Below are 17,712 nucleotides of genomic sequence, written 5' to 3'. Positions count from 1 at the left end.
CGGGTCTCATCATTCGACATGCGGGCGTACGGTGATCCGTACCGACAAGCCGTCGAACAGGGGAGTTCCGCCATGTCGAAGCCGCAGGAGACCGCCGTCTACACGCACGGGCACCACGAGTCGGTGCTGCGCTCCCACACCTGGCGGACCGCCGCCAACTCCGCGGCCTATCTGCTCGGTTCGCTGAAGCCCCACATGAAGATCCTGGACATCGGCTGCGGCCCGGGGACCATCACCGCCGACCTGGCGGCGCTGGTCCCCGACGGACACGTCACCGGCGTCGACCATGCGCCGGGGATCCTGGACCAGGCCCGGGCCACGGCCGCCGAACGGGGCCTCACGAACGTCGGCTTCGCGGTCGCGGACGTGCACGCCCTGGACTACCCCGACGACACGTTCTGCGTGGTCCACGCGCACCAGGTGCTGCAACATGTCGGCGACCCGGTGCAGGCGCTGCGCGAGATGGTGCGGGTGACCAAACCGGGCGGGTTCATCGCCGTCCGCGACTCGGACTACGCGGCCATGACCTGGTATCCCGCGTCCTCGGGGATGGACGACTGGCTGGACCTGTACCGGCGGGTGGCCCGCGCCAACGGCGGCGAGCCGGACGCCGGGCGGCGGCTGAAGTCCTGGGCGCTGCGGGCGGGCCTGACCGACGTCACCGCCACCGCCGGCACGTGGACCTTCTCCACACGGCAGGAGCGGGCCTGGTGGAGCGGATTGTGGGCGGACCGGACCCTCGCCTCGGCCTACGCCGAGCGGGCCACCGAGGGCGGGCACGCCACCACCGAGCAGCTGCGGGCCGTCTCGGAGGCCTGGCGGGAGTGGGGCACGCAGGAGGACGGCTGGTTCAGTGTGCTGCACGGAGAGATTCTGTGCCGAAAAGGCGCCTGAATCTCCTTTTCCGGGATACCCGGAAAACAGGAGGTCGAATTATGGTTGCTGTTCTGCTCGTACTGCTTCTCGCGCTGATTCTTTTCGGCGCGGGATTCGCACTGAAGATACTGTGGTGGGTTGCTCTGGCGGTTATCGTGCTGTGGCTGCTGGGATTCCTGGTGCGCGGCACAACAGCGGCCGGGGGCAGGGGTCGCTGGTACCGCTGGTAGTCAGTTCCTGGGAAGCAACGGCCCGAGCGGCCCGAGGTCCAGATTCAGGTCCTCGGGCCGCAGTCCGTAGCGCTCACGCAGCTCGGTCATGCGGTCGTCGAGCAGCATGAGCGTGAGCCCGATCCGCTCCTCCTGCTCCTCGCTGAGGTCTCCCGTGTCGAAGCGGCGCAGCGCCTGGCGCTCCATGAGCTGGCGCAGCAGCTCGACCACGGTCAGCACCAGCTTGACGAGGTCGCGCTCGACGGTGTCGGGCTCCAGGTCCAGACGGTTGCGGTTGCGGGTCATGTGAGCTCCCCCCAAGGTGATGGAACCTGCTCGTTGACCGAGCTGATCAGCGCGTTCAGGTCGATGCGCACCAGGTCGACGTCCGCGATGCGCAGGGTGATGTCCCCCGTGATGACGACCCCGCCGGCGAGCAGCCGGTCCAGCAGGTCGACCAGGGCGATCTCACGACGTTCGACAACCGTCACGACTCTTCCCCCGCAAAGGAATAGGCGGCCCACGGGCCGGTGAGTTCGACTCGTATAGCCGGACCGCTCAGCTTTGTTTCGTCCTTGCTCCGGTCCACCAGCTCCACGAATTCCTCGGAATCACGGCGGGACACCAGATAGGCCGCGTTGAGAACATTCCGGCCGGAGGCTCCGGAAAGAGCAGGGTTCTGCGGAGCATGCAATCGGGAGTCATCGGCGTACGCGGAAAGCGCCGCGTGCAGGTGCTCGGCGAACTCCTCCGTCTGCTTCCACATGTCCTCGCTCGCACGGACGCTCATGCGCCGCCGGCGCAGATAGTCCCGGCCCGAGACCGCCTTCTGCTCGGGTGCGCCGGAATCCTCCGGCGGGGGTTCGGCGTACACCTTGACGCCCCATTCCACCCGCCCCTCCAGCCGGTCGAGGGTGCGCCGGAAGTCGTCCTCGCGTGCCTCGATCATCACGCGGACACCGCTGTCGTCCCGGAAGACGGTCCCGAGCCGCAGCGGCAGCGGGGTGGTGACGACGGTGAGCGCGTCGATCACGCTCTGGTGGGCCCGCGCCGTCTCCGTCAGCCAGTCCAGGTCCTCCAGATGCCTGTGGAGCGGCTCCTCCGCGAAGTCCCGCTCCGGCACATGACTGACCACGGCGATCAGGCCGTGGTGGGTGAGCACTCTGGGCGGGTCACCCGCCACGCCTTTCAGCTGGGACTGCAACGGGGCGCTGAAGGGACGGCAGACGGCGTAGACGTAGCGCAGTCCGGTCATGGGGCCTCCTTCGCCTCGCGCACTGCACGGCCCTCTTCGAGCCGGCCGTTCTCCAGTTGGGCGAGTCGCTCGCGCAACTCGGCGTTCTCCCGCGCGAGTTCCTTGCGGCGGGCACCGGAGGACAACGCGGGGTCGTCCTCCCACCAGTCGATGCCCATCTCCTTCGCCTTGTCCACCGAGGCCACGATCAGGCGGAGTTTGATGGTGAGGAGTTCGATGTCGAGCAGGTTGATCCGGATGTCACCGGCTATCACGATGCCCTTGTCGAGCACGCGCTCGAGGATGTCGGCGAGGTTCGCGCCGCCGCTGGATCCGTAGGGCTCGGGCATCCGGCCGGCCATGGTCATCGACGGCTCCCACCCTGGGCCGGCTCGTATTCGGGTTCCTGCTCGTCCTCGTACTCGTCCTCGCCTTCGTACTCGTCCTCGGGCTCACCTTCGTACTCGTCCTCGGGCTCTTCTTCTCCCTCTTCCTCTTCCTCCTCGTCGAACTCCTCTTCCTCCCCTCGGGGTTCTTCGTCCTCCTCGTACTCGCCGTTCTCCTCCTCGGCGCCCTTCTCCTCCTCGGCGACGGCGTCCTCGTGGCTGCGGACGACCTCGCCGTCGCTGATCTCGCCGCGCCAGCCGTCCTCGGCCTCGCCCTTGAGGGTGATGAACCGGACGAAGTTCTTGAGGTCGAGCCGGGCCCGGCGGCCCTGTGCCCGCCAGATGTTGCCGGTCTTCTCGAAAAGGCCCTTGGGGTAGTACTCGATCACCAGCAGGACGCGGGTGAGGTTGTCGTCGATCCGGTGGAAGGAGACGACGCCCCTGGTGGTGCCCTTGGCGCCCTCCGAACTCCAGGAGATCTTCTCGTCGGGCACCTGCTCGGTGGTCTTCGCCTTCCAGCTGCGGTTGGACCAGAAGATCTTCAGCTGCCAGTCGGACTGGGTGTCGTCGGCGCGGTTCGCGCTCTTGACGCCCTTGGCGAAGGTGCTGAAGTCCTGGTACTGGGTCCACTGGTCGTAGGCCGTGCGCCGGTCCACGCCCACGTCCACGGACTCGATGATCACCGTCGGCTTGTTGCCGGCCCCGCGCTTGCGCTTCCCCTTGCCGCCGCCGAGGTTCTTGAAGGCCTCGACCACGTTGTCCTTGGCCCGGCCGGCGCCGGTCTCCAGCGCGGCACGCAGGGGCCCCTTGCCCTCGGCCAGCTTGCGACCGCCGTCGAGCGCCAGCTTGGCGAAGCCGGGGCTGTTCCCCTCGGCGATGTCGTTCAGCTTGACGGTGGTCTCGCCGAGTTTGCGGCCGACGCCGGTCAGCAGCCGGGTGGCCTGTGCGGCCAGGTACTCCTGCAGTTCGGCCTTGAGCCGGTCGGCGGCCTCGCTGTGGGCCACGTCGGTCAGGGGGCCGGTCGCCCCTTTTGCACCGCGCGCTGCGGAGGTCGCGGAGCCCAGTGTCTCGGTCATCGCTCACCGCCTCCCTTCGACCGGCGGGCCCGGGTGTCACCGGACCCGCTCCTGGCGGAGGCCGTCTTGCGGGCGGCCGTCCTCTTCGCGGCGGACTTCTTCGCCGTCGTCTGCTTCGACGCGGCCTTCTTGGCCGGCGCCTTCTTCGCCGGAGCCCTCTTCGCGGCCGTCTTCTTGGCCGGGGCCTTCTTCGCGGCCTTCTTGGCGGACTTCCGCACCGGACCGCCCTCGGCCTCGTCGTCCGAAGGCTCCTCCTTGCCCTCCGGCTCCTCGTCCTCGGTCTCGCCGGCCGGCTCCTCGTCCTCGTACTCGTCCCGCGAGTCCTCCCCCTCGGCCTCTCCCGACTCCTCGTTCTCGTCCTCTTCCTGAGCTTCGTCCTCTTCCTCGTCCTCGAGGAGACCCTTCGCCCGCCCCGACACGCCCGAGAGCTGGTCGCGGACCTCGGCGGTACGTCCGTGGAGGCGGTCGGCGAGGGCGTCGATCTGCCGCTCCACCATCGCCCCCGAGGCCGCCTTGCCGACGCCGCGCAGGTCCTCGCGCAGCTGGTCCCCTATCTCCTTGAACTGCGGATTGTTCTGCAGCTGCTGGGACACCAGGTCCGCGAGCGCCCGCGGGCTCAGATGCATCCGTTTGCCGGCCACCAGGCTGCCGACGGCGAACGCCAGTTTCATCTTCTTCGTACGTCCGAGGACGTATCCGGCCCCTACCGCGAGGCCGAGTCCCACTCGGTTCATCGTGCCGTCCCATTGCCCGTGGCCGCGCCACCGCGCAGACCGATGTCCAGCCGGTCCAGAAGCTCGTCCTCCTGTCGGTCGAACTCCTCCTCGTCGATCTCGCCCGCCTCCAATCGCTCCTCCAGCCGGGCGAGTTCCGCCCGGACGGTGGCGGGGTCGTAGTAGATCCGTTCCGCCTCGTTCAGCACCTGTCCGATCACCCACGCACTGCCGCGTACCGGCGCGAAGGGCAACAGGACAAGCTCCTTGATCAGTCCCACGGCGTCACTCCTGAGCGCTGCCCGGGCCGGTGGAGCTGCCCGCGTGCTCCGCGGGACCGGGCTCGACGAAGCTGTACGGCGGCAGCGGGCCGTTGACGCGCAGCTCGATGTGCGGATGGCTCTTGCGGAGCTGCTCCACCTCGGCCAGGAACGACTCGGCGGACTCGCGCTCCACGAGGAAGGAGACGTTGAGCAGCCACCCCGTGGATTCCGGGCCGTCGCTCACCGCGGCGGCGGCCGGTTCCAGGGCGCTCTGCAGCTCGGCCGCGTCCTCGGCCTCCCGGGCCTTGACGGCGGCCACGACCATCTCGCCGAGCCGCAGCCGCTCTTCGTAGCTGCCGCCGCCCGCCTTCCGGTTGGCCTCGGTCATGGCGCGGATCTCCGCGTTCTCGGACATCACGCGGTGCAGGACGGCCTCTTCCTGGTGGGTGGCCTTGATGTTGTACTCGACCTTGCCCTCCAGGGCGCGCAGCCGCTCCTTGTAGTGGTCGGCGCGTTCGGCGAGGACGCCGGTGACCGTGTCGTCGTCGGGGGCCACGCTGCCGAACCGCATGGGCAGCACCGGGCCGCCCGCGCCCGCCTCGGCGAGCACGCTCTGGTGGGCGAGCAGGTCCTTGCGCTTGGGTCGCAGCCCCTCGGGGGCGTCACTCACCACGGCCGCCAGATCGCCCTCCTGGAGGACGCGCACCGGCCGGGGCGGGTCGCCGACACCGGTCAGGTCCTCGGGGAGTGCGGGATGCGAACTCGCGGTGATGCCGTAGACGTACGTGCTCACTCCTGCTCCTCCTTCCTGCGCGAGGACGTGGCCTTGCGGGCGCGCGGCCGGGACTCGGACTCCCGCTCGCGGCCCTCACCACGTGCCTGCTGGAAGGCGTCGGAGATGGTCTCCGCCGCTCCGGAGAGTGCGCCCTTGGACTTGCCGCGCGCGCCGGACTCGGTGATCTCGCCGACGAGGTCGGGCAGACCGGGGTCCTTGCGCGGTCCTGCCTCTAGGTCGAGGCGGTTGCACGCCTCGGCGAAGCGCAGATAGGTGTCGACGCTGGCCACGACGACACGTACGTCGATCTTGAGGATCTCGATGCCGACCAGGGAGACCCGCACGAACGCGTCGATCACGAGACCCCTGTCGAGGACGAGCTCCAGAACGTCATAAAGGCCACTGGAGCCGCCTCCGCCGCTCTGCTGTGCCGGGACAACGGTCATGCCGACCGCGCCTCCTTGTCTGGTTGAGTTCCGGGAAGGCGGCCTAGCGGCCGCCGGACCTGTGTGCGTCGGCCCGTCCGCGTTCGTAACGGCGGACGCGTCGGTAGCCGGTCAGTTGTCCCTCGGGGTCCAGATCGACCTGATAGCTCGCCATCAGGCTCATCGTGTCCGGCACGCGGGCCAGCTCCAGGACCTCGACCTCCAGGGACCAGCCGTCCTCCGTCTGCTCGAAGGACGAGACGGTCTCGGCAGACATGCCGGTCAGCTCCGCGAGCTGCGTGCGCGCCTCGCGCAGCACCTCCATGGGGTTCGGCCGCTTGTCCGCCGTACTCTCTTTGTCGCTGTTTCGTGGACTCTGCGAATCTCTGGTGTCTTTTGTGTCAGCCATGGCCACCTCTGCGACCGGGTGGCCGCATTGGCGCTGGCCAAACCTTCAGGATTCACGCAACGCGTCGAGCCTGCGCCGCGCCGGTCCCAGGGCGCGGCCACGGCTCATGATCCCGGCCCAGGGATCGGTGCGGGCCTGCTCGACGGCGTCGGCGATGGTCCAGCGGGGGGCGCTCAGGTCCGGGTCGTCCAGCTGCTCCCAGGTGATGGGGGTGGCCACGGGGGCGCCGGGGCGGGCACGGACGGTGAGGGGGGCGACCGCGGTCTGCGCATAGGCGTTGCGGCCCACGTCGAGGTAGAGGCGGTCGCCGCGCTCCTTCTTGCGTGCGGCGGTGGTGAGCCGGTCGGGGTGGGCGGCCGCGAGGGTGTCGGCGACGTCGCGGGCGAACCCGCGGACCTCGTCGAAGTCGTGCCGGCCGTTCAGCGGAACGACCACGTGCAGTCCGCGCGAGCCGGTGGTCATCAGTCCCGAGGGGAGCTCGAGCTCGTCGAGGAGTTCCCCGAGCAGCACGGCCGCCTCGCGCACCGCCGCGAAGTCGTCACCGGCCGGATCCAGGTCGAAGACCATCCGGTCGGGGCGGTCGAGCCTGCCGACCCGGGACAGCCAGCGGTGCAGGGTGAGGCTGGCCTGGTCGGCGAGGTAGAGGAGGGTGGCGGAGTCGTCGCACACGGTGTGGCAGACGGTGCCGCCCTCCTTGGGCACCTCGACGCGGCTGATCCACTCCGGGTAGTTCTCGGGGGTGTTCTTCTGCATGAAGCGCGGGCCGTCCAGGCCGTCCGGATGCCGTTCCAGCATCAGGGGGCGGCCGCGCAGATGGGGCAGCATGAGCGGGGCGGCGGCGCGGTAGTAGTCGACGAGATCGCCCTTCGTGTACTCCTTCACACGGCCGTCACCGTCGCGGTCGCCGGGGAACAGCACCTTGTCGGCCCGGTGGACCCGCACCGAGCGCCGCCCGGCGCGCACGGTGCGTACGTCGTCGCTCACCGCACGACCGCCTCCTCCACCAGCAGTTTCGCGGCCGCCGTGATCGACTCGGCATCGATGCCCGCGGCGTGCAGCTGCTGGTCCGGGGCAGCCGAGCCCGGCATCGCGCGGACGGCCAGACGCACCAGGCGCGGTACCGGCCGCCCGTCGAGGAACGCGTCCAGGACGGCGTCGCCGAGGCCGCCCTCCTCGTGGTGGTCCTCGACGGTGACCAGGCAGCCGGTGTCCTCGGCGGCGCGGCGCAGCGTGCGCCGGTCGACGGGCTTGACCGAGTAGAGGTCGATGACGCGGGCCTGGATGCCGTCCCGGTCCAGCGCGTCGGCGGCGGCCAGCGCCTCGGCCACGGTCACGCCGGCCGCGACGAGGGTCAGCCGGTCGTGCGGGGAGGAGCGCAGCACCTTGCTGCCGCCGATGGGGAACTCCTCGTCGGGGCCGTAGATCACCTGGCTCGCCCCGCGCGAGGTGCGCAGGTAGCGGATGCCCTCGCAGCCCGCCATCGCGGCGACGAGCTGTGCGGTCTGGTTGGCGTCGCACGGGTACAGCACGGTCGATCCGTGCACCGCCCGCATCATCGCCAGGTCCTCCAGACCCATCTGGGACGGGCCGTCCTGGCCGATGGCGACGCCGGCGTGCGAACCGACGAGGTTGATGCCGGCGCCGCTGACGGACGCCATGCGGATGAAGTCGTAGGCGCGGGTCAGGAAGGCCGCGAAGGTGCCGGCGTACGGCACCCAGCCGCGGGACGCGAGGCCCACCGCCGCGGCGACCATCTGCTGTTCGGCGATGTAGCACTCGAAGTACCGGTCGGGGTGTTCCTTGGCGAAGAGCTCGGTCCGGGTGGAGTCGCCGACCTCGCCGTCGAGGGCCACGATGTCGCTGCGCCCGGTGCCGAGGGCGGTGAGCGCCTGCCCGTAGGCGTCGCGGGTGGCGACCCCCTCCTCGGGGTTCCCCTTCTCCCAGCGGGGCAGCTCGAGGTGCCCGGCACGCACGGCGTGCAGCATGCGGGTGGCGGTCGGCTCGTGGACGTGCACCCTCAGGTCGCGGAGGCCACCGAGTTCGGCGATCGCCTCGTCGGCGTCCTTGAGGGGCTTGCCGTGCAGTCCCTCGCGGTCCTGGGCGGCGCTGACGCCCTTGCCCTTGAGGGTGCGGGCGAGGATCACGGTCGGCTGCCCGGTGGTCGAGAGCGCCTCGCCGTACGCGCGGTCGACGGCATCGACGTCGTGCCCGTCCACCTCGATGGTGTGCCAGCCGAACGCCTGGAAGCGGCGGGCGTAGGCGTCGAGGTTGTGCCCGTGCCGGGTCGGGCCCCGCTGTCCCAGCCGGTTCACGTCGACGATCGCGGTGAGGTTGTCCAGATGCTCGTACGCCGCTTGCTCGGCGGCCTCCCAGATCGACCCCTCGGCCAGCTCACTGTCCCCGCACAGCACCCACACCCGGTACCCGCCCCGGTCCAGCCGCTTGCCGGCCAGTGCGATGCCGACGCCGACGGGCAGACCCTGGCCGAGCGACCCGGTGGCCGTCTCGACCCACGGCAGCCTGCGCGGCGTCGGATGCCCCTCGAGGCGGCTGCCCAGCTTGCGGAAGGTGAGCAGCTCGCCGTCCTCGATGGCGCCGGCGGCCTTGTAGACGGCGTAGAGGAGGGGCGAGGCGTGCCCCTTGGAGAGCACGAACCGGTCGTTTCCGGGGTGGGCGGGCCGGTCGAAGTCGTAGCGGAAGTGGTGCGCGAACAGTACGGCCATCAGTTCCGCGGCGGACATCGAGGACGTCGGGTGCCCGGACCCCGCGGCGTCGGCTGCACGGACACTGTCCACCCGCAACTGCTGGGCGAGTTCGACGAGTTCGTCGGTTTTCATGAGTCTCCTTCCGCGGGGGCGTCGCTACGTCGCTTCACAGGACCAGGAGCTTCGGCCGATCCCCCACCGGCCTGCTCCCCAGCCGACTCGGAGCCCACCTGCCCCTTGGCGGGCTCACCGCCCGGCTGATTCTTGGCGGGCTCGCGACCGGGTTGGTTCTTGGCGGGCTCGCCGCCCGGCTGGTTCTTGGCGGGCTCGGTGGTCTGCTCCGCGGGTGGCGCGCTCTGACTGGTCGTGTCGGCCTCTGTGGCCGCGCCCGGGCCCGAGGTGGTCGAGGCCGGTTCCCGGGGTTCCGGGCGGCCCGGTACGCGGGCCAGTTCCGGTGAGGACGTCTCCAGGGGGACCGACCAGGAGCGGACGAGTCCCAACTGGACTGCCTGACGGGGCAGTACGGAGTCCAGCAGCCAGTCCGCGGCCACGCGGACGCGGTTGCCGGGCATCGCGGCGAGGTGGTAGCCGCGGGTGACGGCGCCCGCCAGCGGGCCGGGCAGGTGGATGCCCAGCGGGTTGGCGGCGGCCTTCGTACCGCCCAGGTCGACGACGAAGCCCAGGTCGCGGTGGCGGTAGGCGTGCCGTTCACCGACGCCGAGCGACGCGGCGACGTTCTGTGCCGCGACCTTGCCGTGCCGCCAGGCGTGCTGCGCGGTCATCGGCGTGTACGACCCCGGGTTGTTGAGGTCCGGCACCGCGGCGGCGTCGCCGCACGCGAACACCTCGGGCCGGCCCGGCACTTGGAGATGCGGGTCGACGAGGAGCCGGCCGCGTTCCAGCGGCTGCCCGGTGGACTCGACGAGCGGATCGGGCCGTACGCCGACGCACCACACGAGCGTGCGGGTGTCGACGAACTCGCCGTCGGTCAGCAGGACCCCGCCCGGCGTGGCCTCCTTCACGGAGGTCCCCATGCGGACGTCGACCCCTCGCTGCCGCAGTACCCGGTCGGCGGTCCGCGAGAGCCGTTCGTCCATCTCGGGCAGGACACGCGGCGCGACGTCGAGCAGCATCCAGCGAGGGCGTATCCCCTGCCGGAGCGGGTGCTTGCGGACCTGCGCCTCGGTGTACATCTGCCCGTGGGCGGCGACCTCGGTCCCGGTGTATCCGGCGCCGACCACCACGAAGGTGCACCGGGCGGCGCAGCTCTTCGGGTCGTCCGCGGCGGCGGCGAGTTCCACCTGCCGGGTGACGTGATCGCGCAGGTACAGCGCCTCGGGCAGCCCCCGGAAGCCGTGCGCGTACTCGGCCACGCCCGGGATCGGCAGCAGCTTGTTGACGCTGCCGACGGCGAGCACCAGCCGGTCGTACTCCAGCGTGCCGCCCCCGCCCTCGGGGTCGGTGTAGTGCACGCGACGCCCGTCGAGGTCGACGGAGTCGGCCTCGCCGAGCACCAGCCGGACGTGCGGCAGGGTTCCGGACAGGGACACGGACACCCGGCGGGGTTCCAGGATCCCGGCGGCGACCTGGGGCAGCAGGGGCAGGTACAGGAAGTAGTCGGTCGGATTCAGCAGGGTGACGTCGGCCTTGTGCCGCATCAGCCGGGACAGGACATGGGCCGTCCGGTACCCGGCGAATCCGGCACCGACGATCACGATGCGGGGTCGACTCACGTTCGCCTCCGGCGCTGTCGCGTACGTCGTGCGGAGCCTTCCGCGTCCCCCTGGTCAAGGCCCCCAAACGTCCGCCGGTTTCCGGCGCGGGCGCCGGGTACCCGGAGCGGGCCGGTCCCCACGCCCAGTGCCTCCCGGAGGTGTCCCCCATGCCCGAGTACGGCTACTTCCTCTCCTGCGAGGAGTTCGGTCCCGCGGAACTCGTCGAACAGGCGAGGATGGCGGAGCAGGCCGGATTCCGGTCCCTGTGGATCTCGGACCACTACCACCCGTGGAACGACGCGCAGGGGCAGAGCCCGTTCGTCTGGTCGGTGATCGGCGCGCTCTCGGAGGCGGTGTCGCTGCCGGTCGAGACGGCGGTCACCTGCCCCACCGTGCGTATCCATCCGGCGGTGGTCGCCCAGGCGGCGGCGACCTCGGCAGTGATGCTGAACGGCCGCTTCCGGCTCGGGGTGGGCACCGGTGAGGCCCTCAACGAGCACATCCTCGGGCACGTCTGGCCGCCCGCGAGCGTCCGCATGGAGATGCTGGAGGAGGCGATCCAGATCATGCGCCGCCTGTTCACCGGCGAGGAGGTCAGCCACCACGGCACCCACTACACGGTGGAGAACGCCCGCCTCTACACGGTCCCCGACGAGCCCGTCCCGATCGACATCTCCGGCTTCGGCCCGGCGGCGACACAGCTCGCGGGACGGGTCGGCGACGGCTACATCACGATGATGCCGGACGCCTCGATGGTCGAGCAGTTCCGCAAGGGCGGTGGCGGCGGGAAGCCGGTGATCGGCGGCACCAAGCTCTGCTACGGCACCGACCGCGAGGAGGCCGTACGCACGGTGCACCAGCGGTGGTTCAACCAGTTCCTGCCGGGCGAGATGGGCCAGATCCTGCCCTCGCCGAGCCATTTCGAGCAGCTGGCGCCGCTGGTCACCGAGGAGATGGTGCGCGAGAAGGCGGTGTGCGGTGACGACGTCGACGAACACCTCTCGGCCCTGCAGGCCTTCGCCGACGCCGGCTTCGACCGGGTCTACGTCAACCAGATCGGCCCCGACCAGCGCGGGTTCTTCGACTTCTACCGTACGAAGGTGCTGCCGCAGTTGCAGCAGTCCTGAGGGAACCGCGATGAAACTCCACCGCCCCGTCGTCTCCGTCTACACCGTGCCGACCGACGCCCCCGAGGCCGACGGCACGCTGGCCTGGGAGTCCACGACGATGGTGATCGCCGAGGTGACGACCGGCGACGAGACCGGCACGGGTTGGACCTACGGCCCGCCGGCGGTCGGCGACTTCGTGCGCGACCAGCTCGCCCCGCTGGTCGAGGGCCGCTCAGCCCTCGACATCCCCTCCGTGCACGACGCGATGTGCCGCTCGGTCCGCAACGCGGGCCGCCCCGGGGTCGCCGCGGGCGCGATCTCCGCGGTGGACATCGCCCTGTGGGACCTCAAGGCCCGCCTCCTCGAACTCCCGCTGGCCCGGCTGCTCGGCGTGTGCCGCGAGCGGGTCCCCGTCTACGGCAGTGGCGGCTTCACGACGTACCACGACACGCATCTGGCCGCGCAGCTCAACGGCTGGGTGCACGGGCAGCACATTCCGCGCGTGAAGATAAAGATCGGGGAGAGCTGGGGCCGGGCGGTCCCCCGGGACCTGGCCCGTGTCCGCGCGGCACGCCAAGTGATCGGTCCCGAGGCCGAGTTGTACGTGGACGCGAATGGCGGCTACACCCGCAAACAGGCGGTCCGCGTCGGCCGCGCCCTGGCCGAGCACGGCGTGGGCTGGTTCGAGGAACCGGTCTCCTCGGACGACCTGACGGGTCTGCGCCTGGTCCGTGACGCCCTGGTGTGCGATGTGACGGCCGGCGAGTACGGCTACGACCTGCCCTACTTCGCCCGCATGATCGCGGCGGGCTCGGTCGACTGCCTCCAGATCGACGCGACGCGCTGCGGCGGCATCACGGAGTTCCTGCGCGCCGCCGCGCTCGCCCAGGCGCACGGTCTGGAGGTGTCCACCCACTGCGCCCCGCACGCCCACGCCGCGGCGGCCGCCTCGCTCCCCAATCTGCGCCACATGGAGTGGTTCCACGACCATGTACGCATCGAGCACATGTTCTTCGACGGGGCGCTGGATCCGATGGGGGGCACGGTGCGCCCGACGGCCGGTCCGGGCCACGGGCTGACCCTGCGGAGCGACGACGTCGAGGAGTACCGGGTCGGCTGATGTCCTGACGGCGGGCGACCGGCTCGGTCTCCGTGCTAACGGCGGGCGAGCCGGGTCAGTTTCCGTGCGGCCACCACGCCGGCGCCGACGGTGAGAGCCGTCCCCACCCGGCCGCGGTTGCGGGAGATCCACTCCTGCGCACTGTCCGGCCGGGACTCCTCGTCGAACCGTCCGTGCGCCCCGAAGTCCCGCCCGTGCGCTCCGTCCGCCGGGGTCCACAGATTGCCGAACTCGCCGTGCTCGCCCTCGTCCTGCTGGGCGTCGAAGCCGGTGCGGGCCAGATAGCGGTCGAGCACTCCGGGAGCCACCGCGTTGGCGATGAGGGTGGCCACCGTGGAGCTTCCGACCCAGTACTCGCGCCGCCGCCCGTGGGAGGCCGCGTGCACGATCGCGCGGGCCGCGACCTCCGGCTGGAACACCGGCGCCACCGGCCGGGCCCGCCCCGGCATCCGGCTCAACACCCAGTCGAACTGCGGTGTGTTGACGGCCGGCAGCTGCACCATCGTGGTGCGGACCCCGCTGCCGCTGTGCAGCAGCTCGCACCGCAGCGACTCGTTGAACCCCTGGATCGCGTGCTTGGCCCCGCAGTACGCCGACTGCAGCGGAATGCCGCGGTAGGCGAGGGCGGAGCCGACCTGCACGATCGTGCCGCGGTCGCGCGGCAGCATGTGGTGCAGCGCGGCCCGGGTGCCGAACACACAGCCCAGATACGTCACTTCGGTCACCCGGCGGAACTCGTCCGGGGTGATCTCGGTGAACGGCGCGAAGACCCCGGCGAAGGCGTTGTTGACCCACACGTCGATGTGCCCGAACGTGTCGGCGACCTGCTGGGCCGCGTCGTCGACCGCCTTGGGGTCGGCCATGTCGACGGTGACGACAAGGGCCTCGCCCCCGGCGCGCTGCACCTCGTCGGCGGCCGCCGCGAGGCCCTCCCGCCCGCGGGCCAGCAGCGCGACCCGGTCGCCCCGGGCGGCGAAGGCCAGGGCCGCGGCCCGCCCCACGCCACCGCTGGCCCCGGTCACGACGACGGCCTTACGGCCCCCCGGCACGGGTACGCCCCACCGTTTGCGGACCATGGCTCACGCCCTGTGGTGCGGCTGCTCGGGGTCGATGTCGCCCTGGCCCGGTGCCGGTGTGCCCGTGCCGCCCGGTTCGCCCGCGACGGGCGCGGCCCCGCCCGGACCGCCCGGTGCGACCGGCGGCATCGGCGGATACGGCGTCCCGAGTCCGCTCGGCGGCTGGGTGGGCGCCCGGCCGCCCACGACGGGGTCGCCCTGGCTCGCGGCGGCCGCCTCCCGCTCCGGGGTGGGCCGGGACGCCGAGGGGCGGGCCGCCCCACGCAGGACGTAGGCGACGACGCCGAGGATCACCGCGGTGATCAGCGCGGCGGCCCAGTCGGGCAGGCCGATCGCCAGGGCCAGTCCCACGGTGAGCGCGAGGGCCGCGCCCGCATACAGGGCGACGGCTCCGGAGGCGGCGTACAGCGTCGCCCTACGCCGTTGCTTGCGAGTCTGTTCGCGCAGTTCGTCGCGCACGGTCTCGCGCGCCACCTGCGCCAGCTCGTCGACCAGGTGCCTGTCCAGATGCTCCAGATGATCCAAGCCTTCCATGGCTGCCGAGTACCCGTACGCGCATACGGATAACGCGGTCCGTCACGGCCGGAAAGCGGTGCGTCAGCCCCCGGGGCCTCGGGTACCCGGCCCGCTCGCACGACCGCACGACCAAACCCTCACAGACCCCTCTTACAGGAGTTACAGGATGACCGAGCGCACCGATGTGGTGGAGCTGCTCAAGGGGCAGCACATCCGGATCCGAGAACTGTTCGACGAGGTGGCGAACACCAAGGGGGAGGACCGCAAGCGGCACTTCCACGACCTCGTACGGCTCCTCGCGGTGCACGAGACCGCCGAGGAAGAGGTCGTCCATCCCTTCGCCCGCAAGCACATCGACGGCGGCGAGCTGGTCGTGAAGGACCGGATCGAGGAGGAGGAGAAGGCCAAGTCGGCCCTTTCCCGGCTGGACGACATGGATCCGGACTCGCCCGAGTTCCTGGACCAGTTCGCGGCCCTGCGCCAGGACGTGCTCGCCCACGCCGACAACGAGGAGCGGTACGAGTTCGCCCACTTCCACCGGGTCGCCGACCGCGACAGGCTGGAGACCCTGGCCCGCGCGGTACAGGCGGCCGAGGCGCTGGCGCCCACGCGTCCGCACCCGGGCACCGACACCGCCCTGAAGAACGTGGCGGTGGGCCCGGTCGCGGCCGTCATCGACCGCACGCGTGACGTCGTACGCAAGGCGATGGGCTGATCCACGCCCCGGGGCGGCCGGGCCGAGGACGATCACCGAAACGATCGGAAGCGATCTCCTCGCCCGGTCGCCCCAACTAGGCTCTGCACATGGACATTCTGGGAGCCACGCTGCGTATCTGCGTCGACGACCTGGAGACCGCGGTCCCCTTCTACGAACGGCTGGCGGGCGGCAGAGCCCAGCGCTTCGAACGCGGCGGCGTCCAGGTGGCCGCGGTCGGGTGCTTCCTGCTGATGAGCGGGCCCGAGGCCGAGCTGGAGGTGCTGCGCCGGATCTCCGCGACGATCGCCGTCAAGGACGTCGAGGAGACCCACGGGGTGCTCACCGAACTCGGCGCGCACATCGTCGCGGGCCCGGTGCCGACGCCCGGGGGCCGTAATCTGATCGCGATGCACCCGGACGGCATGGTGTACGAGTACGTGGACCGCAACGTATAGGTTCCTACGCCTCCGGCGGCCGCATACGGAAGTCGTAGTGGGCCGGGAGCGGTTCGTCGGTCAGCCTCGACCACAGGCGGCCGATCGCCTCCGCCCCCTCCCGCAGATCGGCGGCCTCGAAGCCCGCCCGGAAGACGTCCAGGGCCTCCTCCCGCCGCCCCTCCGCGAGCAGCAGCCCGGCCTCGATCAGCCGGAACCGGCCACGCTCCCGGGTGGTGGGGTGCAGCCGCTCCCAGACGCCTCGTGCCTGAGCCGTGCGGCCTACGGCGAGCAGGGCCTCGATCGCCTCGCGGCCCAGCGCGGCCGTGGCCGCCGTCCATTGCTCCCCGCCGTCGCGCCGCTCGTGGCACAGGTCGTCGAAGGCGTCGGCGTACCGGTCCGCGGCCCGTTCGTGGTTGCCGCTGTCCTGGTCGGCGACGGCGAGGCAGCGCAGCAACGGCCAGAGCGACGGGGCGAGTTCGAGGGCCCGCTCCCAGCTGCGCACCGCCTGCGCCCGGTCGCCTGCGTGCCACTGGGCGACACCGAGGTGGTACTCGGTGAGCGGGGTCGCGGGCGCGGTCTCCAGCATGTCCCGCCAGTGCGGGGCGACCAGCGTCTCGCCGGGGGGCCGCACCCGGCGCGGCTCGGGGAAGGTACCGGTCCGCAGCAGTGTGAGCCAGGGTTCCTGGGCCTCGCCGAGCGTGTCCTCGTCGAACGGCGTGCCGGGCAGCTTCCAGTCGGCGCGCAGCACTTCGAGCGCGCCCCAGCCGGAGCCGACGGCGAGGATCTCGCCGGGTTCGGTGTCGGCGTACGGCTTCCAGGCGGCGTGGGCGGCGTCGAGGCCTGCGCGCGGGAGGGCGGCTTCGAGGCGGGCTTCCACTTCGTCGGCGGCCTCCGGGGAGCTGAGCGGGCCGTAGGCCTCCAGCCACGACACCTCGCTCTCCGGTTCCAGCCGTACATGCTCCAGCTGGGTGCGGGCGAGCCCGGCCTGGATCTCCGAGTAGCCGCCCGTGCCGGGTTCGGTGAGCCATTGTTGCCAGCGGCGCCCGCCGGGACCCTTCCCCCAGACGAACAGTTTGCGTCCGCGCAGCAGGTCGGTGGACGTCTGCACCAGGCCGTGACCGTGCTCGTCGAGGGCGGCGATCCAGCGTCGCTGCTCATCCGGCAGATCGTAGAAGTAGTCTGCGGCGTAAGGGAGTTGCTGTATCTCGGCGCACGACGGTGCGGGCACCTTCCGCAGGCGCCGCTCGTAGCCGAACTGCCAGGCCTCCTCGGCGGGCGCCAGCACCCGGCGCTCCTGCGGTACCGCGATGTTGGACCACCAGTAGGCCGGCACGGGCCGCTCGTGCGGGTTGCGGATGCGGACGCCGACGTACAGGAAGTCGGAGTCCTCCGGCAGCCAGAGGTCGACCTGGAAGGGCAGGTCGCGCAGCCGCTCCCACTCCCACAGCCGGAGCATCTCGCCGCCGTCGGGGGCGGGGACGCGGGCCGCGTGCAGCGGGGAACAGGAGAGGGTGGTGTGGCCGGTGGCGCCGATGTTCCATTCGATGCCACCGGAGTACCAGGCGCCGTTGAGGGCGAAGTTGGCGGGCTGGAACACCGGGTTGCGGTACAGGAGTTCGCGGCCGGTCGGCTTGTGCAGCAGGGAGGCGACACGGCCGCCGAGACCGGGCAGTACGGTGGCGCGCAGCCGGCGGTTCTCGATCACGAGGGCGTCGACATCGCGGGGCTCGCGCGCCCGCCCGTACCCGTCCCGGATTCGCACCGGCAGCAGACTGCGCAGGGGCTCGTAGCCGACCTGTCGGGCCATGTCCCGCGGGAGCTCGTCCCGGTCCCGGTCCTCGATGCGGTGCACCTCGTGCAGCAGCCGCAACGGGGGCAGCGGATTGTCCGGCCCCAACTCCGCGGCGGGCAACGTCAGTACCTCACGTCGGATGCTCGTCACGATCACCATGGAAGCCGCTCACCGCCGAA

Annotated in this window: 22 protein-coding genes; 6 read left to right on the top strand and 16 right to left on the bottom strand. The window is 71.2% G+C overall.

The features are described 5' to 3' along the window. Positions 1 to 72: 72 nt before the first annotated feature. Complete coding sequence (locus ABT254_RS33625; protein ID WP_351478561.1) at positions 73 to 894, top strand: class I SAM-dependent methyltransferase; 822 nt, start codon at positions 73 to 75, stop codon at positions 892 to 894. A 41-nt stretch (positions 895 to 935) separates the two neighbouring features. Further along, positions 936 to 1,106, top strand: coding sequence for a hydrophobic protein (locus tag ABT254_RS33620; protein ID WP_232651292.1), 171 nt, complete (start codon positions 936 to 938; stop codon positions 1,104 to 1,106). Here ABT254_RS33620 and ABT254_RS33615 read toward each other — a convergent pair whose 3' ends face one another. From ABT254_RS33615 to ABT254_RS33555, 13 genes are read right to left on the bottom strand one after another with little or no spacing between them, the layout of a single operon-like run. Continuing rightward, positions 1,107 to 1,391 (bottom strand): gas vesicle protein K, encoded by a 285-nt coding sequence (locus ABT254_RS33615; RefSeq protein ID WP_351478557.1) that lies wholly within the window; start codon positions 1,389 to 1,391, stop codon positions 1,107 to 1,109. Then, positions 1,388 to 1,576 carry a gas vesicle protein gene (locus ABT254_RS33610; protein ID WP_030936857.1) on the bottom strand — a complete coding sequence of 63 codons (189 nt, stop codon included), beginning with the start codon at positions 1,574 to 1,576 and terminating at the stop codon, positions 1,388 to 1,390. Before ABT254_RS33610 ends, ABT254_RS33615 begins: the two co-directional genes overlap by 4 nt. Next, positions 1,573 to 2,340: a GvpL/GvpF family gas vesicle protein gene (locus tag ABT254_RS33605; RefSeq protein WP_351478554.1), complete on the bottom strand. Its 768-nt coding sequence runs from the start codon at positions 2,338 to 2,340 to the stop codon at positions 1,573 to 1,575. Before ABT254_RS33605 ends, ABT254_RS33610 begins: the two co-directional genes overlap by 4 nt. After that, positions 2,337 to 2,687: a gas vesicle protein gene (locus ABT254_RS33600; protein ID WP_351478551.1), complete on the bottom strand. Its 351-nt coding sequence runs from the start codon at positions 2,685 to 2,687 to the stop codon at positions 2,337 to 2,339. The genes ABT254_RS33605 and ABT254_RS33600 overlap by 4 nt, the downstream gene beginning before the upstream one ends. After that, positions 2,684 to 3,781 carry an SRPBCC family protein gene (locus tag ABT254_RS33595; protein ID WP_351478548.1) on the bottom strand — a complete coding sequence of 366 codons (1,098 nt, stop codon included), beginning with the start codon at positions 3,779 to 3,781 and terminating at the stop codon, positions 2,684 to 2,686. Before ABT254_RS33595 ends, ABT254_RS33600 begins: the two co-directional genes overlap by 4 nt. Next, positions 3,778 to 4,515, bottom strand: coding sequence for a DNA primase (locus ABT254_RS33590; RefSeq protein WP_351478545.1), 738 nt, complete (start codon positions 4,513 to 4,515; stop codon positions 3,778 to 3,780). Before ABT254_RS33590 ends, ABT254_RS33595 begins: the two co-directional genes overlap by 4 nt. Then, positions 4,512 to 4,775, bottom strand: a complete 264-nt coding sequence (locus ABT254_RS33585) for a gas vesicle protein GvpG (RefSeq protein WP_351478542.1) — start codon at positions 4,773 to 4,775, stop codon at positions 4,512 to 4,514. Before ABT254_RS33585 ends, ABT254_RS33590 begins: the two co-directional genes overlap by 4 nt. 4 nt (positions 4,776 to 4,779) lie before the next feature. Beyond that, entirely contained in the window at positions 4,780 to 5,550 is a 771-nt protein-coding gene (locus ABT254_RS33580; RefSeq protein ID WP_351478540.1) for a GvpL/GvpF family gas vesicle protein, read from the bottom strand. After that, the gene (locus tag ABT254_RS33575; protein WP_351478537.1) at positions 5,547 to 5,978 is read right to left on the bottom strand and encodes a gas vesicle structural protein GvpA; all 432 of its coding nucleotides are present in this window, start codon (positions 5,976 to 5,978) and stop codon (positions 5,547 to 5,549) included. Before ABT254_RS33575 ends, ABT254_RS33580 begins: the two co-directional genes overlap by 4 nt. A gap of 43 nt (positions 5,979 to 6,021) precedes the next feature. Further along, positions 6,022 to 6,366 (bottom strand): gas vesicle protein GvpO, encoded by a 345-nt coding sequence (locus ABT254_RS33570; RefSeq protein ID WP_351478534.1) that lies wholly within the window; start codon positions 6,364 to 6,366, stop codon positions 6,022 to 6,024. Between the two features lie 45 nt (positions 6,367 to 6,411). Then, complete coding sequence (gene ligD / locus ABT254_RS33565; RefSeq protein WP_351478532.1) at positions 6,412 to 7,350, bottom strand: non-homologous end-joining DNA ligase; 939 nt, start codon at positions 7,348 to 7,350, stop codon at positions 6,412 to 6,414. Then, positions 7,347 to 9,203, bottom strand: a complete 1,857-nt coding sequence (locus tag ABT254_RS33560; protein ID WP_351478529.1) for a transketolase — start codon at positions 9,201 to 9,203, stop codon at positions 7,347 to 7,349. The genes ligD and ABT254_RS33560 overlap by 4 nt, the downstream gene beginning before the upstream one ends. Next, complete coding sequence (locus ABT254_RS33555; protein WP_351478526.1) at positions 9,200 to 10,804, bottom strand: NAD(P)/FAD-dependent oxidoreductase; 1,605 nt, start codon at positions 10,802 to 10,804, stop codon at positions 9,200 to 9,202. Before ABT254_RS33555 ends, ABT254_RS33560 begins: the two co-directional genes overlap by 4 nt. 149 nt (positions 10,805 to 10,953) lie before the next feature. Between ABT254_RS33555 and ABT254_RS33550 the strand changes: the two genes are divergently transcribed. Together ABT254_RS33550 and ABT254_RS33545 are read left to right on the top strand one after the other, a co-directional pair. After that, positions 10,954 to 11,913, top strand: a complete 960-nt coding sequence (locus tag ABT254_RS33550) for an LLM class F420-dependent oxidoreductase (RefSeq protein ID WP_351478523.1) — start codon at positions 10,954 to 10,956, stop codon at positions 11,911 to 11,913. Between the two features lie 10 nt (positions 11,914 to 11,923). Next, the gene (locus ABT254_RS33545; RefSeq protein WP_351478521.1) at positions 11,924 to 13,015 is read left to right on the top strand and encodes an enolase C-terminal domain-like protein; all 1,092 of its coding nucleotides are present in this window, start codon (positions 11,924 to 11,926) and stop codon (positions 13,013 to 13,015) included. A gap of 35 nt (positions 13,016 to 13,050) precedes the next feature. Here ABT254_RS33545 and ABT254_RS33540 read toward each other — a convergent pair whose 3' ends face one another. Continuing rightward, positions 13,051 to 14,091 (bottom strand): SDR family oxidoreductase, encoded by a 1,041-nt coding sequence (locus tag ABT254_RS33540; RefSeq protein ID WP_351478518.1) that lies wholly within the window; start codon positions 14,089 to 14,091, stop codon positions 13,051 to 13,053. A gap of 3 nt (positions 14,092 to 14,094) precedes the next feature. Next, positions 14,095 to 14,625 carry a phage holin family protein gene (locus ABT254_RS33535; protein WP_351478515.1) on the bottom strand — a complete coding sequence of 177 codons (531 nt, stop codon included), beginning with the start codon at positions 14,623 to 14,625 and terminating at the stop codon, positions 14,095 to 14,097. Between the two features lie 148 nt (positions 14,626 to 14,773). On the opposite strand from ABT254_RS33535, the gene ABT254_RS33530 reads away from it, so the two are divergent. Both ABT254_RS33530 and ABT254_RS33525 read left to right on the top strand, forming a co-directional pair. Then, the gene (locus ABT254_RS33530; RefSeq protein WP_351478513.1) at positions 14,774 to 15,322 is read left to right on the top strand and encodes a hemerythrin domain-containing protein; all 549 of its coding nucleotides are present in this window, start codon (positions 14,774 to 14,776) and stop codon (positions 15,320 to 15,322) included. A gap of 89 nt (positions 15,323 to 15,411) precedes the next feature. Then, on the top strand, positions 15,412 to 15,759 hold the full coding sequence (locus tag ABT254_RS33525; RefSeq protein ID WP_351478510.1) for a VOC family protein: 348 nt from the start codon (positions 15,412 to 15,414) through the stop codon (positions 15,757 to 15,759). Positions 15,760 to 15,763: 4 nt separating this feature from the next. Here ABT254_RS33525 and ABT254_RS33520 read toward each other — a convergent pair whose 3' ends face one another. Then, complete coding sequence (locus ABT254_RS33520; RefSeq protein WP_351478508.1) at positions 15,764 to 17,692, bottom strand: DUF5107 domain-containing protein; 1,929 nt, start codon at positions 17,690 to 17,692, stop codon at positions 15,764 to 15,766. Positions 17,693 to 17,712: the final 20 nt, after the last annotated feature.

The organism is Streptomyces sp. NPDC001137 (assembly GCF_040298885.1).
Classification (GTDB): Bacteria; Actinomycetota; Actinomycetes; order Streptomycetales; family Streptomycetaceae; genus Streptomyces.
Note: the sequence above shows the minus strand (reverse complement) of the source record. Positions and strands in the feature narration are given on the sequence as shown.

Excerpts from the sequence above, each read along its gene's own strand:
- ABT254_RS33625 (WP_351478561.1), top strand. The coding sequence starts at position 73 with ATGTCGAAGCCGCAGGAGACCGCCGTCTACACGCACGGGCACCACGAG.
- ABT254_RS33620 (WP_232651292.1), top strand. The coding sequence starts at position 936 with ATGGTTGCTGTTCTGCTCGTACTGCTTCTCGCGCTGATTCTTTTCGGC.
- ABT254_RS33615 (WP_351478557.1), bottom strand. The coding sequence starts at position 1,391 with ATGACCCGCAACCGCAACCGTCTGGACCTGGAGCCCGACACCGTCGAG.
- ABT254_RS33605 (WP_351478554.1), bottom strand. The coding sequence starts at position 2,340 with ATGACCGGACTGCGCTACGTCTACGCCGTCTGCCGTCCCTTCAGCGCC.
- ABT254_RS33600 (WP_351478551.1), bottom strand. The coding sequence starts at position 2,687 with ATGACCATGGCCGGCCGGATGCCCGAGCCCTACGGATCCAGCGGCGGC.
- ABT254_RS33595 (WP_351478548.1), bottom strand. The coding sequence starts at position 3,781 with ATGACCGAGACACTGGGCTCCGCGACCTCCGCAGCGCGCGGTGCAAAA.
- ABT254_RS33590 (WP_351478545.1), bottom strand. The coding sequence starts at position 4,515 with ATGAACCGAGTGGGACTCGGCCTCGCGGTAGGGGCCGGATACGTCCTC.
- ABT254_RS33575 (WP_351478537.1), bottom strand. The coding sequence starts at position 5,978 with ATGACCGTTGTCCCGGCACAGCAGAGCGGCGGAGGCGGCTCCAGTGGC.
- ABT254_RS33570 (WP_351478534.1), bottom strand. The coding sequence starts at position 6,366 with ATGGCTGACACAAAAGACACCAGAGATTCGCAGAGTCCACGAAACAGC.
- ABT254_RS33560 (WP_351478529.1), bottom strand. The coding sequence starts at position 9,203 with ATGAAAACCGACGAACTCGTCGAACTCGCCCAGCAGTTGCGGGTGGAC.
- ABT254_RS33550 (WP_351478523.1), top strand. The coding sequence starts at position 10,954 with ATGCCCGAGTACGGCTACTTCCTCTCCTGCGAGGAGTTCGGTCCCGCG.
- ABT254_RS33545 (WP_351478521.1), top strand. The coding sequence starts at position 11,924 with ATGAAACTCCACCGCCCCGTCGTCTCCGTCTACACCGTGCCGACCGAC.
- ABT254_RS33540 (WP_351478518.1), bottom strand. The coding sequence starts at position 14,091 with ATGGTCCGCAAACGGTGGGGCGTACCCGTGCCGGGGGGCCGTAAGGCC.
- ABT254_RS33535 (WP_351478515.1), bottom strand. The coding sequence starts at position 14,625 with ATGGAAGGCTTGGATCATCTGGAGCATCTGGACAGGCACCTGGTCGAC.
- ABT254_RS33530 (WP_351478513.1), top strand. The coding sequence starts at position 14,774 with ATGACCGAGCGCACCGATGTGGTGGAGCTGCTCAAGGGGCAGCACATC.
- ABT254_RS33525 (WP_351478510.1), top strand. The coding sequence starts at position 15,412 with ATGGACATTCTGGGAGCCACGCTGCGTATCTGCGTCGACGACCTGGAG.
- ABT254_RS33520 (WP_351478508.1), bottom strand. The coding sequence starts at position 17,692 with ATGGTGATCGTGACGAGCATCCGACGTGAGGTACTGACGTTGCCCGCC.